Raw genomic sequence first — 14,253 nt, forward strand, 5'->3', positions numbered from 1 at the left:
TAGCGCGATGGCCCCACCTGATCCCTTCCCGAACTCAGAAGTGAAACATCGTAGCGCCAATGGTAGTGTGGTTCGCCCATGTGAGAGTAGGTCATCGTCAGCTCTCTATTCTGAAATATCCCCCGACATTAGCTTGTCGGGGGTTTTTCTTTGCGTGCGGTTTAGTGACAGTGCTAGGTAATAGAAAGTTTAGCGCTAGATACTTTGGTCAAGAATTCAAACTTTCCTACAAACTAGTTTGATGTGATACTATTTATTCACTTCTAGAATCTACTATTTTTCATTTATTTTTCATTTATTTTGGAGCACATTATGGGCGTTTCACTCTACTATACTGCTGAACGTTCTACTTTCTTAACTCAGCAGGAGCAAGAAAAGGTTGCATCAATAGTCGATGAATATAATGAAAATTTCGAGCATGCAGATGATGCGGAGACTTTTGACCTTTATGCATATAATGATAGTGAGTCAGAGGTCATATTAGCAGGAGCTACAAAGTTACCTGCTAGTATGGATGTAGAAGATCTTATGTATACCCTAGAGCATTGGCTACTGTGTTTGACCCAGATTCGCCTTGCGGTAACTGATGCAGAATGGCATGTACATCTAGATGATAACGACGTTGTATGGATAGATGATAAATGGCAGATGGAAAAGTAGTGCTTTATCACTATTATGATTTATATAAATGCCTGTATCAGTTTCTATATGTTCATATGTTATTTACACAAAAAAGCTCTCAACTGGATAACAGGCTGAGAGCTTTTTTATGAGAAATTATTTTAGTCTACTTACTTTTACTACTATCTATATAGACAATTCAAGTATCAGAAATATATCTATAATATGAATATATCCTTCATAATCTGCTCAAAATGATTTGACTTCTATCATTATAGCTGCTAATTTTAAACAGTACTTTTATTACAGGTATGTAAAAAATATCTCTAAACCTTGTAGCCAATTTAATCTAGGATGAATCGGATTGTCTGCTCGTAATACCTTACTCCTATTCTCATAATTATCAAAAGGAATTGATAATGAAGTTAGCTCCTCTTTTTTCAATTGGTGCTTTAGCCGCTATTAGTCTTCTTGGCTGTTCTAACCAATCTGCTGATACGACTGATGGCTCATCAGCCACTTCTCAAGAAACTACCGTGCTACGGTTTTCGCATTTTTGGCCAGCAACCTCATCTATCAGTAAAGAAGTCTTTGAGCCTTGGGCAAAACAGATAGAAACAGATTCTGACGGCCGTCTAAAAGTTGAGCTTTATCCATCAGCAGGCCTTGCCAAAGCAGACGTTACTTACGAATCTGCTGCCAAAGGTACGATCGATATCGGTTCACAAGCGCATGGTTATACCAACGGTCGCTTTCCTTTGACTCAGATTACTGAGCTTCCAGGTTTATCAAATTCAGCAACTCAAATGGGCTGTATGCTACAGACCTTATATGATGACGGTACTTTGGCGAGTGAGTATGAAGATACTCATTTACTATTTATGTATGGTGGGGGTCCTGGTGCACTTCATACAACGGATAAGTTAATTCGTACGCCTGCAGATATGAAAGGTATGCGTATTCGCCGTCCTTCAGCTGTGGCAGGTGATATCATCGAAAGTGCGGGCGCTTCACCAGTAGGTCTACCTGCAAACGATATGTATACCTCTTTACAACGCGGTGTCGTTGACGGTTTGAGTTTCCCTTGGGAGGCGGTAACAGCATTTAAAATTGATGAGATTACCAAATATCATACCAATATTCCTTTCTATAGTTCAGCGCTTATGGTCACGATGAACAAGGACAAATACGACAATTTACCTGATGATCTAAAACAAGTTTTGGATAAAAACTCAGGAATGGCGTTGGCCAGTAAAGTTGGTGAAGTATTTGATAAGCATGACCAGATGGCAATCCAAGCTGCTAAAGATAAGGGTGATGAAATTGTCGAAATTCCTGATCCATTAAATGATCCAGATTGGAAAGGGCCACTTGAAAGAGGAACCCAAAAATATCTAAGTGATGTTAATGCTTTGGGTTTAGATGCTGATGGCGTCTATGAAAAAGCAAAAGCTGCCAGTGCTGCCTGTAAGGTCTAACCTAATTGGAGGTGTCACATGGCATTTTTAGTCAAGCTCAGCGTCTTAATCTCTAGATTATGCCAGTTTATCGGTGGGGTCAGTCTCATCATCATCGTCCTAACCACCATGCTCGACGTCGTTGCACGCTACATATTCAAACTCACTGGCGGTGAGTTTGGCTTTACCGTCAAAGGCAGTGTAGAGATCGTCTCCTACTTTATGCTATTTGCATTACTAGCTGCCTTTGCCGCGTTTGTCGAACGCTCACAAATCATCGTCGACGTCTTCACCCAGAAAATGCCACAGTCTATCAAAGGCTACCTTATGGGTATCTTTATGATGGGCTTCTTTATCATCGGCATCGTCTTCTCATGGGGACTCTACGAGAGCGCCATTGACGCCTTAGAGTATGGCAAAGTCACCCAAGATCTTCGAATATCTATGATGCCTATCTATATGGTTAGTGCATTCTTAAGCATCCTACTGGCCATTCGCTCATTGATCGAATCCATCAACATCTTTAAGACAGGCGAATTCTTTGACGCCGAGGAGACAGGCGCATGAGTCCAGAAATTATCGGTGCAATTGGCCTAGTCGTCATGATCCTGCTTGTCGTCTTACGAGTACCCGTCGCCCTTGCCATGTTAGGGGTAGGCTTAGTCGGTTTTGGTGCGGTCACAGCCCCCAGTGGTGCTCTGCAAATGCTAAAAGACATCCCAGTCGATGTCTTAGCAAAGTATGACTTTAGTGCCATTCCCTTATTTATCCTAATGGGCGTGTTTGCCACTCACTCCGGCATGGCAGGTAAACTCTTTGAAGCCACCCGAACCATATTTGGTGGGGTAAGGGGAAGTCTTGGTATTGCTGGTATTGGTTCATCCGGTATCTTTGCCTCTATCTCAGGCTCATCGCTTGCTACTGCTTCTACCATGACCAAAGTGGCGTTACCGCAAATGGAGAAGTACGGTTATCAGCCAGGCTTTGCCTGCGGTATCTTAGCCGCTGGTGGTACACTTGGTATTATGATTCCGCCCAGTATTGCCTTACTGGTCTATGCCATCTTAACCCAGCAGTCAGTAGGTGACATGTTCATCGCTGGTTTCTTACCCGGTATGCTCGGTATGGTGATGTACTCACTTACCGTTATGGTAATGGTACGCTGGAAACCACACTTAGCAAAACGTGGTGAGAAAACCACGTGGAAAGCCAAGCTACTGTCGCTGACTGGTCTGATACCATTTAGCTTTATCTTTATCGTGATTATTGCCGGTATCTTCTTTGGGTTATTTACCCCAACAGAAGGCGCCGCAGTAGGAGCATTTGTCTCTTGGGCTTATGCCTTTGCTAAAGGCATGCGTCTAGATGGACTCAAGCAGTCACTGATCGAGACGCTAGCACTCTCTGCAGTGGTGTTCTTTATGCTACTGGGTGCAGAGGCATTGGGATATTTTATCTCAGTCTCACGCCTGTCTTATACCTTGGCATCTTGGATCGGTGGGCTAGCGGTCAGTCCAATGATTGTTCTAATCTGTATTTTGATCATGTACTTCCTATTAGGACTGTTCATGGATGCCTTAGCAATGCTGGTAATCACAATACCTGTGGTATATCCCATCATTCTAGCGTTAGGGTTTGATCCAGTCTGGTTTGGCATCATTGCGGTATTGACGGTGGAGCTTGGGTTGATTACGCCGCCAATGGGGATGAATATCTTCGTGATTAAGGCGATGGCACCGCACATTAAGCTGAGTGATATGTTCCGTGGGGTGGCACCATTCATTGTCTCTGATGTGATTCGTTTGGTTATCTTGGTGATGTTCCCTGCCATCTCGCTTGTGCTGCTGGGGTAGATTAAATCTAAACCATAGCTTATAAGTTATTGTATGAAGCCATATTGCTAATAAAGCAGTGTGGCTTTTTTAGTGTCTGATATTTTGACTAAGAATTAAGAGAAGGATATTTTAGAAACTTACAATCTATGACGCTGCATGATGATAACTTTTCTTAGTGCTATAAAGGCTTGTGAATGTAGTAAACTGGTTTTTATTCATTTTCCTATATAACTTTATAAGTAGAGATAGTCATGGCTGTCGATTTTAGTAATACGCTCATCGTCGCAATTTCTGCGACGGCACTTTTTGATTTGACGGAGTCAGAAAACTATTTGCTAGAGTTGCTAGAGCAACGACCTGCAAGTGCTATAAAAGAATTTAGGGAGTACATGACCGAGCGTGAAAATGATCCTTTGAATATTGGAGCAGGTTATCCACTGATTAAAGCATTACTAAACCTAAATAAGTATTCTGATAATAGTGACGGACAAGATTCAGATATTGAAACACCATTGGTCGAAGTCGTTATCGTGTCAAAAAGTAGTCCAGACACTGGTATTCAGGTGCTTAATGCAATTCTAGAACATGGTATCAATATCTCCCGTTCTGCTTTTGTTTCAGGTAGCCCAGTAGCGCCTTATATCAAAGACTTTAACGTTGACCTATTCTTGACCACCAATCGCGACGATGCTCAACAAGTTGCGGATGCCAATATCTGTGCCTGTGCCATACTAGACGCCACACCTGTGAATACTTATGAGCTGGATACTGAGCAGCTGCGCATTGCCTTTGACGGGGACGCAGTGCTTTTTGATGATTCAGGTGAACTGCTATACAAACAAAAAGGGCTACGAGCCTTTCATGATCGTGAAGTACAAATGCGTGATTTGCCGATTGAAAAAGGCCCTTATGCTGAATTGTTGATTAAATTATCAAACCTGCAAGAGCGCCTCCCTGCTGGTCTTAAATACTCACCAGTAAAAATTGCGCTGGTGACCGCGCGTAATGCACCAGCTGACTTGCGTGCTATCAAGACACTACGAGAGTGGGGCGTGAATGTTGATATGGCGTTTTTTTTGGGAGGACTAGAGAAAACAGCAGTACTCAGAACATTTGCGCCGCATATCTTCTTTGATGATTCAATCAAGCACATTGATGCAGCACGTCGCTTTATTCCTACGGCCTTGGTTCCGTATCATTCGACGTCATTATTGCATGGTGACAACTATCTCACGGCTGATGAAGATGCATCTTTGTTATCATTCAAACCTGCTGTGCACCCACTATTTGCTGTAAACCATTAAGTAGGTATAAAAAATCTAGGTAATAAGAATAGGATGGTATATGAATTGGCAGCAGTTGCTCAACTTGATTGTCGTACGAATAAAGCAGGTCATTGGACTGTATGCTTTTGTGCTTATACCGATGTGGGGTATGTTTTTTCTAAATGAAGTGGCCTTATTTGGTATGTGGAACATCTTTGGTATCGTGCCGCGTGCTTTAGATGTAGGTAGTATGATAGGGGTATTTGCTTCATGGACCATGCATGGCAATTTGTCACATTTGACTGGCAATACGGTGACGCTATTACAAATTCTTTTTTTATTTGGACTGTTTGAGAAAAATGCTTATCGCACAGTGATTAAACTGGTGGTTGCCTCAGGACTGGTCACTTGGGTTATCGGGTCGCCGTCTTCTATCCATATTGGCGCATCAGGGCTTTGCTTTGCAATGTTAGGTTATATGATAGGCGGGGCTATATTTGCGCGACGCTGGGGTTATCTGATTGCTTGTATCGTCATGGGAACTGGTTATTGGCTGACCATTAAGCAAGGATTGATGCCGCAACAAGGTATCTCGTTTGCGGCACATTTTGGTGGCTTGTGTGCGGGGCTATTGCTGGGAGCCAATTCAAAGCATACTTATTCAGCAGCTTCTCAACGCTATTAAACGCAACTGGATATCAGTATTTAATCAACCAACATTATCATACCAAGTGTTACTGTATTAGACGCTTGTATCAGTACAGATTTTGATAAATAAAGGATCATCTGTAGTCAGCTCTCGCCATGCAGTAGTCTGTTTAACATGTTCATCCACCGTGAGCGTGCTACCTTTTTCTGGCATCACATAGTCCGCTCGTGCAGGTGTAGTACAGTCTATTACCTGTAAAATCTTCTGCACGCTTCTGCGTCTTTCAAACAAATACAAATTAACCAAGTGCATGTCTGGATCATCAGCATGCATGCTAGCATTGCCTGTATCTGCCGCAATAAAGCGCAAGACTTGCGGTTTAACATAAGACCACGGGCGAAACCATTCTGTACTTTCGGCAGTTTTTACGACCTCGACACCATCCGGCAGCTGACGGACTTGCTGACCGTACCAGTTATATTCTTGATGTACCTGAAACCCAAAAATACCAATCGCAGCAAATAAGGGAATCAGCCACTTTGGCGCGCGTTTACCTGACAGTTTACAAAGGTGAGTTATGATCAGTGCCAATCCAGCCATGCCAAACGCGGCAGCTATGGTAGCGATAAACTCAAAAAGCATAAAATATTCCTTAATGCGCTAGGCACTTTTAGTCAGGTATGTTCAATTGGACAAAGCAAAACCATCATCTAACTATTATTTTAATAAGTATTAGATAAAAAATCACTCACCAGCAGTGGCTGCCAGTGAGTGATGTATAGTAACAGAAGACATATCATCATTCGTCAGATTAATGGTCGACCGCACCGCCTGCACCGCGTGGTGAGCGAACGCTTTCAACCAACTCTTGAATGTGTAGCGGTGGCGCTTTGGTTGCATAAGAAACAATGAATGCAACGATAAAGTTAAGCAGGGCACCAATCACACCGAATGATAGTGGTGAGATACCAAATAGCCAGTACTCCGCTGTATCAGGGAAGTTGGCAGTACCGCTGATGAAGAACCAACCTTTGAAGACGAAGATGTAAACCAAGATACTGATCAAACCTGTCAACATACCGGCGATAGCGCCAAGGTTGTTGATACGTTTTGAGAAGATCCCCATCATTAGTGCAGGGAAGAGGGACGCACCAGCGATACCAAATGCCAATGCAACTACCTGTGCCGCAAACCCTGGTGGATTCATACCTAAATAAGTAGCAACCACAATCGCAATACCCATCGTGATACGTGCGACCTTGAGCTCTCCTTTGTCAGTGATGTTTGGATTGAGGTTTCGTTTGATTAAATCATGACTAATCGCTGACGAGATAGCAAGCAATAGGCCAGCAGCAGTTGATAGTGCAGCAGCGAGACCACCTGCGGCGATCAAACCAATTACCCAAGATGGCAGTTGTGCAATCTCTGGGTTAGCCAATACCAAGATATCAGCATTGACGTCGAGCTCGTTACCAGCCCAACCTGCATCTGCAAAGCGGCCATCAAGTTCTAGGTCATGTGCAGCACGTGCTGTTTCAACCGCAGTCGTCGCAGCGCCTACGTCACCACCTTCAGTCTGTGCGTTGGTCAGTGCAACTTCTGCAGCGCCCAGTCCACTATCGTTATACATCTGAATACGACCATCATTGTTAAGGTCAGTATATTTAATCAGGCCAGTATCTTCCCAAGTTCTCATCCAGTCTGGACGTTGATCATAGTCGATAGCAGGCTCTGCAACACCTTGTGGATAGATAGTGTCGATAAGGTTTAAACGTGCCATTGCGCCAACAGCAGGCGCTGTGAAGTACAATAACGAGATAAATACTAATGTCCAACCAGCGGTCCAACGTGCATCGGCAACCTTAGGAACCGTGAAAAAGCGAATAATAACGTGAGGTAGACCAGCGGTACCAATCATTAGTGATAAGGTGAACAGCACCATATTTAGCTTGTTAGGTACGTCAGCTGTATATGCTGTGAATCCCAAATCGGTCACGACTTGATCAAGCTTGGTTAGGATAGGCACACCAGATTCGATATGGTTTGAAAATAAGCCCAAACCTGGAATTGGATTGCCGGTTAATTCAAGTGAGATAAAGACAGCAGGAATGGTATAAGCAATCATCAGAACCACATACTGCGCAACCTGCGTATAGGTAATCCCTTTCATACCGCCAAGAACTGCGTAAAAGAATACAACAACTGCAGCAATAATAAGACCTGTGTTGTTATCAACCTCTAAGAAGCGTGAAAATGCGACACCAGCACCTGTCATCTGACCGATAACGTATGTGGTAGAAGCAATAATCAAACAAACCACGGCAATCATTGCAGCTGTTTTTGAGTAAAAGCGATCTCCAATAAAATCAGGAACCGTGAACTTGCCAAATTTACGTAAGTAAGGCGCCAGTAGCATGGCTAGTAGTACATAACCGCCTGTCCAGCCCATCAAATAGGTTGATGCGCCATAACCGCCAGCAGCAAGCAAACCTGCCATAGAAATAAAAGATGCCGCACTCATCCAGTCAGCAGCTGTCGCCATACCGTTAACTACTGGATGTACACCGCCGCCCGCCACATAGAATTCACTGGTTGTCCCAGCCCGAGCCCAAATCGCAATACCAAAATACAGAGCGAAAGATAGCCCTACGAAAATAATATTAACTAAATACTGACTCATGGTCTATTCCTCATCTACGCCATATTGTTTATCTAACTTATTCATACGCCATGCGTAGAAGAAAATTAAAATGATAAACACCCCGATGGAGCCTTGCTGAGCGAACCAAAAGCCCAAGTCAGTGCCGCCGACTTTGATGCCGGCTAAAAGAGGACGCAATAAAATAGCAAAACCATAAGAACATAGTGCCCAAACTACTAGGCTACCTAAGATGAGACGGACATTGGCACGCCAATAACCGGATGGATCGTTATGATCTTTCATAGGACAACTCCTTTTGTCTTCCCTAAAAAATACCAACAATATAAAAAGAACTGCGATTGTTTCTTACCATAAAAAGGATAAAAAATAGTCAGGTACTGCTTTATATAGTGAAAACGATGATGCGTGATAGTAGTGATAGTACGTTTAATGCTCGGTAGTTCTCTAGTTCAAATAAAAGTAGTTAACTATTTAAGCATCGCATTGACCTAAACCATCGAATGGCAAAATAACGTTTCTTGAGGAAGACAGAAGGGTGGACTATCCAGTGTCTTTTTAACAATCTCGTCTTCCTGACAAGAGTTTTAATTTTTTTAACACGCTAACCTATTGTGCTGCTTAGTAGCTTCTCGTACTGCTTGATAGCTTCGATAACTATAAAACAGTCTAAACGGATATAGAATTCATATTAGCACGGTTTAATAAAGATAATTGCAAACTACTGCGCATAAATAATAAGTAAATTACTAAAAATTAGTTTGCTTAGCCTTCATTGAAAAACCCGACGTTACGGAAATGGTACGGCAACCGTGTAGTTTGTGCGATTAAATTATCACTTAATCTATTCTATATAAGATGAAACATAAGCATTATTTATTTTGAAAATAGTTATATGAATTCGATAAGCAAACGTGATGGTCATATGTCGCTCAATATCTATATCATGCACGGGTCTTTTTGGTATCAGGTATTTTGTGCAGAGGCTTTTATAGTCCATGGCAATCAAAATATGATATCGATATGAAATTTAAGTAACGCGTATAAAGAATGAATAAGGAGCCCATATGAACGAAGGGATAGTAAGTTGGTTTAATAACATCGTAAATTATGGTGTCGGTATTATCTGGGGTAACAATGATTGGCTGATTGCTAGTAACCCTTGGTATGGATTACTGATGTTCTTACTAATTGGTGCGGGTCTTTACTTCACCGTCGTGACACGTTTTATTCAGTTTCGTCATTTTGGTCATATGTGGAAGTTGCTACGCGTGTCCAACCAAGGACGCAAAGATGGTGGTATCAGCTCATTTGAAGCATTGATGACATCACTGGCAGCCCGTGTTGGTACTGGTAACTTGGCAGGTGTGGCAATCGCGATCTATTTGGGTGGCCCAGGTGCTGTATTCTGGATGTGGATGACGGCACTGGTCGGTATGTCGACCAGCTTTATCGAGTCAACCTTAGCACAGGCCTACAAAGTACCGCACAACGATAATGTGTACCGCGGTGGCCCTGCTTATTATATTGAAAAAGGCCTAGGCAAACGCTGGCTTGCCGTGTTTTTCTCATTATGTTTGTTAGTGGCCTTTGGTTTGGCATTCAATGGCGTACAATCCAACACCATCGCTCAAGCAACAAATGAAGCCTTTGGTGTGCCAACGTGGATGACAGGTTTGGTACTGGTAGTACTGGTAGCGCCAGTGGTATTCGGTGGTTTGCGCTCAGTAGCTCGTATCGCGGGTAAAATCGTACCAGTGATGGCCATCTTGTACATCTTGCTAGCGCTATTCATTATCGTGACTAATTTTAGCCAGTTCCCAGCGGCGATCGCATTGATTGTAAAATCAGCATTTGGTTTTGAGCAGGCGGCAGGCGGTGTCATCGGTTATGGTATTGCGCAGGCGATGATTAATGGTATCAAACGTGGTTTGTTCTCTAACGAAGCAGGTATGGGTTCAGCGCCGAATGCTGCAGCAACGGCAAAGAGTCATCCTGATCATCCAGCAGTGCAAGGTTTCATGCAGATGCTAGGTGTATTTATGGATACCCTTATCATTTGTACCGCGACGGCGTCGATTATCATCTTGTCTGGCGTGGTTGATCCTAATGTCGAGCAAGAAGGTATTCAGTTAACTCAGCTAGCCTTATCACAGTATGTTGGTGACCTAGGTGTTGTGTTTGTGGCGATTGCGATTTTCTTCTTCTCATTTACGTCTATCATCGCCAACTACAGCTACGGTGAGTCAAATCTTGAGTTTATCTCTGGTGCCAAAAATGCCAAAATGATGATCATGGTTTTCCGCTTTCTGGTATTAGGTATGGTATTTATCGGCTCGGTTGCTAGCCTACCTGCCATATGGAACTTCGCTGATTTATCTATGGGTCTGATGGCCTTGGTCAACTTAGTGGCAATCTTGCTCTTGTCTCCTGTAGCGCTAAGAATACTACGTGACTATGAGCGTCAGGTAAAAGAGGGTAAAACAGGCGATCAGATTAAATTTGATCCTGATAACTTTGTGAAACTCAGAGATGAAGCCAATCGTGATGCTTGGACGGACTAAGCAGCATGGATTGGTAAAAATAGCTTGTTCTAAGCATTAAAAAACCGCCCGACTCTTATGAAGAGAAGGGCGGTTTTTATTGGAGCGCAGTTTTAATGATATTAACTGTAGCAGCTCAAATCAAAATTATCCTGATTTACATGTTTGGATAGTTAGGACCACCGCCACCTTCTGGCGTTACCCAGGTGATGTTCTGTGAAGGGTCTTTGATATCACAGGTCTTACAATGCACACAGTTCTGCGCATTGATGACAAACTTAGCGCCTTCAGCGTCTTTGACCACTTCATACACACCCGCTGGGCAGTATAAACGTGCAGGCTCAGCATACAACGGTAAGTTGATTGAAATAGGTACCGTTGGATCAGTAAGTTTTAGATGCGTTGGCTGATCTTCTGCATGGTTAGTATTAGAGATAAATACTGACGACAATTTATCAAATACTAGCTTACCATCAGGCTTAAGATAGGTTGGTTGATAAGCATGATTAGCACGCTCCAACTGATCGTAATCTGGAATATTGTCATGCAAAGTAAATGGCATTTTACCTTTTAGCAAGTTGTGCTCGATAAAGGTGAAAGCGCCGCCCATGAATAGACCCATACGGTGAATAGCAGGTGAAAAGTTGCGCGACTCATAGTTATCTTGATACAACCATGACTCTTTATACATTGTGCTATAAGCAACCACTTCATCATGCTGACGGTCAGCTTGCAACGCCTCAAAAATAGCTTCGGCTGCGAGCATGCCTGACTTCATCGAGGTATGTGTGCCTTTGATTTTTGCTGGGTTTAAGAAACCAGCATCATCACCTACCAAAACGCCACCTGGGAAGGTGAACTTCGGTAGTGAGTTTAGACCACCTTTGGTCAACGCACGTGCGCCGTAAGAGATGCGCTTACCGCCTTCTAAAACGTTTTTGATAACAGGGTGCGTTTTTAAGCGCTGCATTTCATCAAATGGAGACACGTAAGGGTTGTGGTAAGACAAATCTGCCACAAGACCAAAGCTTACTTGGTTGTTTTCATCAAAGTACAACCACCAGCCGCCAGTAGAGCCAGTTTCAGTCAATGGCCAGCCAAGACCATGCATGACAACGCCTTGCTCATGCTTTTCAGGCTCAACTTCCCATAGCTCTTTTAGACCGATACCATAATGCTGAGGATCAGAATCTTTATCTAGATCAAAACGGCTGATTAAGCGTTTGCCTAAATGCCCACGGCTACCTTCAGCAAAAATAGTGTATTTGGCAAGGAGCTCATAACCAGGCTCAAAACTTGGCTTGGCTTCACCATTGGCGGCCACACCCATATCACCAGTTAATACACCTCTGACCGAACCGTCGTCGTTGTATAAGATGTCATCGGCAGGGAAGCCTGGGAACATCATAACTTCAAGCTCTTCTGCCTGTACGGCCAACCAACGAACAACGTTACCTAGCGAAACAATATAGTTGCCATCGTTGTGCATCGGACCTGGAATCAAAGAGTCAGGCACTTTAGTTGAGCGTGTGGCAGAGTTTAAATAATAGAAACGATCTTCTGTCGCTGGCACGTTAAGCGGTGCGCCTTTTTCTTTCCAGTCAGGGATTAGCTCATTTAGAGCGCGTGGCTCGATGACTGCACCAGACAACGTATGGGCACCAAACTCAGAACCTTTTTCGACCACACAAACCATAAACTCATCATTACCAGCTTCAATAGCGAGCTGGCGCAAACGTATGGCAGCAGACAGACCTGCAGGTCCACCACCAACGATGATGACATCGAACTCCATTGATTCGCGTTCGACTTCAGGTTCCGCGGCAACTGGCGCTACGACTGGTTCTGCTTTATCTAGCGTTGCGGTCTCTGTCGCTACTGGTGCGTCAGCATTCACAGTATTACCATCGATAACTGGCGTTTGATTGTCTTGCTCTTGCATACCTACTCCTAAACTTTTAGTGGCTTATCTCAGGGCATCATTAGCTTAACAACTGAATAATAGACTTGCGGCGCTAACGTCACTCAGACATATGGCTGCCCGATAAAACTGTCTTTGCGGCATCAATTGACCCGTCATGGTTAATACCGATTTATCTAAGGATATCAACGCAGAACGTAAGATGTGTCATCAATACAACACCCACTTGACCATTTCAATAAAAAATCGTTACTCATTATAAAAGAAAAGTCCTACAAACACGATACGCATTTATGAGTATCGATGCTAAGGTAATGTTAAGAAAATGAGGTTGTTATAACGATAAAGTTTCATCATACCTGAAACAAAAATTTATAGTAATAATAGATAAGCCAAACTTTGAATACTAAATAAAGGGATTAATAATGAATAACGATAATAACAGCACTGAAGACAGCCATGAGAAAATAGCGCAAGCCGCAACTAGTAAGCCTTCTAGCCTAGGTAGCTTAGATAATTTGGATGCACTAAGCCAGTATATTAAGTCTACGAAAGGGACTCGCGAAGGGCGTGCGATACCACCGCTTGAAAAATGGCATCCTGAAGATATTGCTGATATGGATTTGACTATCAAGGCAAACGGAGAGTGGTGGCATGAAGGCGGGCAAATGACCCGTGAGTCACTGGTCAGCTTGTTTGCTACAATATTATGGAAAGAAGAGAATAATGGCACTACTGAGTACTTTCTGAAGACCCCTGTACAGAAAATCCGTATCCAAGTTGAAGATGCACCACTTCTTATCAATGATATTGGTATTGTCCATGAGGATGATATGAGTTGGTTGGAGTTTACAACGACGACAGGAGATGTGGTTCGCTTAGACGATGAGCATTCGATTGTATTAAAGGCGTATAATTCTAATAAGAGCGATTCTAATGACAGCGACTTTAGTGAAAGCGATCAAATGAATCAATTGAGTACAGCTGACGATGTTACAGATTCTCAGGAATTAGCGTCTACAGATCAGGTACGCCCTTACATGATGGTTAGAAATGGATTGACTGCGCTTATCGGCCGCAATACTTTTTATCACCTGACTGAAATTGGAGCGTTATCAGAAGAAAATGGCAAGACGATATTAAAGCTACAGAGTGGTGGCAAGTCTTATTCATTATCGATGCCTACTGATTAGGTATTATGTTTATCTCTTAATTGCTGTATGCCGATGAGTGCTATAATTTTATAATGGCGCCTGATTCTATTGTTTTAAAGAACTCCTATCGCATAAAGGGAATCGATAGA

Annotated in this window: 12 protein-coding genes and 1 rRNA gene; 9 read left to right on the top strand and 4 right to left on the bottom strand. The window is 43.0% G+C overall.

The features are described from left to right. The 7 genes from rrf to ABFV72_RS12620 form a co-directional block, all read left to right on the top strand. Window positions 1-103, top strand: a 5S ribosomal RNA gene (rrf, locus tag ABFV72_RS12590); the annotation flags it as partial. A 209-nt stretch (window positions 104-312) separates the two neighbouring features. Next, window positions 313-660 carry a hypothetical protein gene (locus ABFV72_RS12595; protein WP_347164012.1) on the top strand — a complete coding sequence of 116 codons (348 nt, stop codon included), beginning with the start codon at window positions 313-315 and terminating at the stop codon, window positions 658-660. Between the two features lie 380 nt (window positions 661-1,040). Then, window positions 1,041-2,099, top strand: coding sequence for a TRAP transporter substrate-binding protein (locus ABFV72_RS12600; protein ID WP_298811632.1), 1,059 nt, complete (start codon window positions 1,041-1,043; stop codon window positions 2,097-2,099). An 18-nt stretch (window positions 2,100-2,117) separates the two neighbouring features. After that, window positions 2,118-2,645 (top strand): TRAP transporter small permease, encoded by a 528-nt coding sequence (locus ABFV72_RS12605; protein ID WP_102093491.1) that lies wholly within the window; start codon window positions 2,118-2,120, stop codon window positions 2,643-2,645. Then, on the top strand, window positions 2,642-3,931 hold the full coding sequence (locus ABFV72_RS12610) for a TRAP transporter large permease (RefSeq protein ID WP_347164014.1): 1,290 nt from the start codon (window positions 2,642-2,644) through the stop codon (window positions 3,929-3,931). The genes ABFV72_RS12605 and ABFV72_RS12610 overlap by 4 nt, the downstream gene beginning before the upstream one ends. Window positions 3,932-4,164: 233 nt before the next feature. Then, window positions 4,165-5,217 carry a 5'-nucleotidase gene (locus tag ABFV72_RS12615; protein WP_347164016.1) on the top strand — a complete coding sequence of 351 codons (1,053 nt, stop codon included), beginning with the start codon at window positions 4,165-4,167 and terminating at the stop codon, window positions 5,215-5,217. A gap of 40 nt (window positions 5,218-5,257) precedes the next feature. Continuing rightward, on the top strand, window positions 5,258-5,863 hold the full coding sequence (locus tag ABFV72_RS12620) for a rhomboid family intramembrane serine protease (protein WP_114701886.1): 606 nt from the start codon (window positions 5,258-5,260) through the stop codon (window positions 5,861-5,863). A gap of 57 nt (window positions 5,864-5,920) precedes the next feature. On the opposite strand, the gene ABFV72_RS12625 is transcribed toward ABFV72_RS12620, so the two are convergent. The 3 genes from ABFV72_RS12625 to ABFV72_RS12635 form a co-directional block, all read right to left on the bottom strand. Further along, window positions 5,921-6,469 carry a hypothetical protein gene (locus ABFV72_RS12625; RefSeq protein WP_347164018.1) on the bottom strand — a complete coding sequence of 183 codons (549 nt, stop codon included), beginning with the start codon at window positions 6,467-6,469 and terminating at the stop codon, window positions 5,921-5,923. A 169-nt stretch (window positions 6,470-6,638) separates the two neighbouring features. Continuing rightward, window positions 6,639-8,507, bottom strand: a complete 1,869-nt coding sequence (locus tag ABFV72_RS12630) for a sodium:solute symporter family protein (RefSeq protein ID WP_057761858.1) — start codon at window positions 8,505-8,507, stop codon at window positions 6,639-6,641. A gap of 3 nt (window positions 8,508-8,510) precedes the next feature. Next, the gene (locus tag ABFV72_RS12635) at window positions 8,511-8,771 is read right to left on the bottom strand and encodes a DUF4212 domain-containing protein (protein ID WP_057761855.1); all 261 of its coding nucleotides are present in this window, start codon (window positions 8,769-8,771) and stop codon (window positions 8,511-8,513) included. A gap of 782 nt (window positions 8,772-9,553) precedes the next feature. Between ABFV72_RS12635 and ABFV72_RS12640 the strand changes: the two genes are divergently transcribed. Continuing rightward, window positions 9,554-11,050 (top strand): alanine/glycine:cation symporter family protein, encoded by a 1,497-nt coding sequence (locus ABFV72_RS12640; RefSeq protein WP_347164019.1) that lies wholly within the window; start codon window positions 9,554-9,556, stop codon window positions 11,048-11,050. Between the two features lie 136 nt (window positions 11,051-11,186). On the opposite strand, the gene ABFV72_RS12645 is transcribed toward ABFV72_RS12640, so the two are convergent. Next, window positions 11,187-12,824 carry an electron transfer flavoprotein-ubiquinone oxidoreductase gene (locus ABFV72_RS12645; RefSeq protein WP_201549271.1) on the bottom strand — a complete coding sequence of 546 codons (1,638 nt, stop codon included), beginning with the start codon at window positions 12,822-12,824 and terminating at the stop codon, window positions 11,187-11,189. A 551-nt stretch (window positions 12,825-13,375) separates the two neighbouring features. On the opposite strand from ABFV72_RS12645, the gene ABFV72_RS12650 reads away from it, so the two are divergent. Beyond that, a complete protein-coding gene (locus ABFV72_RS12650) occupies window positions 13,376-14,143 on the top strand; it encodes a DUF1285 domain-containing protein (RefSeq protein ID WP_347164020.1) in 768 nt (255 codons plus the stop codon). Window positions 14,144-14,253: the final 110 nt, after the last annotated feature.

Origin of the sequence: Psychrobacter proteolyticus, assembly GCF_039762275.1 — a bacterium.
In the GTDB taxonomy this organism is placed as follows: domain Bacteria; phylum Pseudomonadota; class Gammaproteobacteria; order Pseudomonadales; family Moraxellaceae; genus Psychrobacter; species Psychrobacter proteolyticus_C.

Bases quoted from the DNA above. Each gene is read 5' to 3' on its own strand.
- ABFV72_RS12595 (WP_347164012.1), top strand. From the start codon at position 313: ATGGGCGTTTCACTCTACTATACTGCTGAACGTTCTACTTTCTTAACT.
- ABFV72_RS12600 (WP_298811632.1), top strand. From the start codon at position 1,041: ATGAAGTTAGCTCCTCTTTTTTCAATTGGTGCTTTAGCCGCTATTAGT.
- ABFV72_RS12605 (WP_102093491.1), top strand. From the start codon at position 2,118: ATGGCATTTTTAGTCAAGCTCAGCGTCTTAATCTCTAGATTATGCCAG.
- ABFV72_RS12610 (WP_347164014.1), top strand. From the start codon at position 2,642: ATGAGTCCAGAAATTATCGGTGCAATTGGCCTAGTCGTCATGATCCTG.
- ABFV72_RS12615 (WP_347164016.1), top strand. From the start codon at position 4,165: ATGGCTGTCGATTTTAGTAATACGCTCATCGTCGCAATTTCTGCGACG.
- ABFV72_RS12620 (WP_114701886.1), top strand. From the start codon at position 5,258: ATGAATTGGCAGCAGTTGCTCAACTTGATTGTCGTACGAATAAAGCAG.
- ABFV72_RS12625 (WP_347164018.1), bottom strand. From the start codon at position 6,469: ATGCTTTTTGAGTTTATCGCTACCATAGCTGCCGCGTTTGGCATGGCT.
- ABFV72_RS12630 (WP_057761858.1), bottom strand. From the start codon at position 8,507: ATGAGTCAGTATTTAGTTAATATTATTTTCGTAGGGCTATCTTTCGCT.
- ABFV72_RS12635 (WP_057761855.1), bottom strand. From the start codon at position 8,771: ATGAAAGATCATAACGATCCATCCGGTTATTGGCGTGCCAATGTCCGT.
- ABFV72_RS12640 (WP_347164019.1), top strand. From the start codon at position 9,554: ATGAACGAAGGGATAGTAAGTTGGTTTAATAACATCGTAAATTATGGT.
- ABFV72_RS12645 (WP_201549271.1), bottom strand. From the start codon at position 12,824: ATGGAGTTCGATGTCATCATCGTTGGTGGTGGACCTGCAGGTCTGTCT.
- ABFV72_RS12650 (WP_347164020.1), top strand. From the start codon at position 13,376: ATGAATAACGATAATAACAGCACTGAAGACAGCCATGAGAAAATAGCG.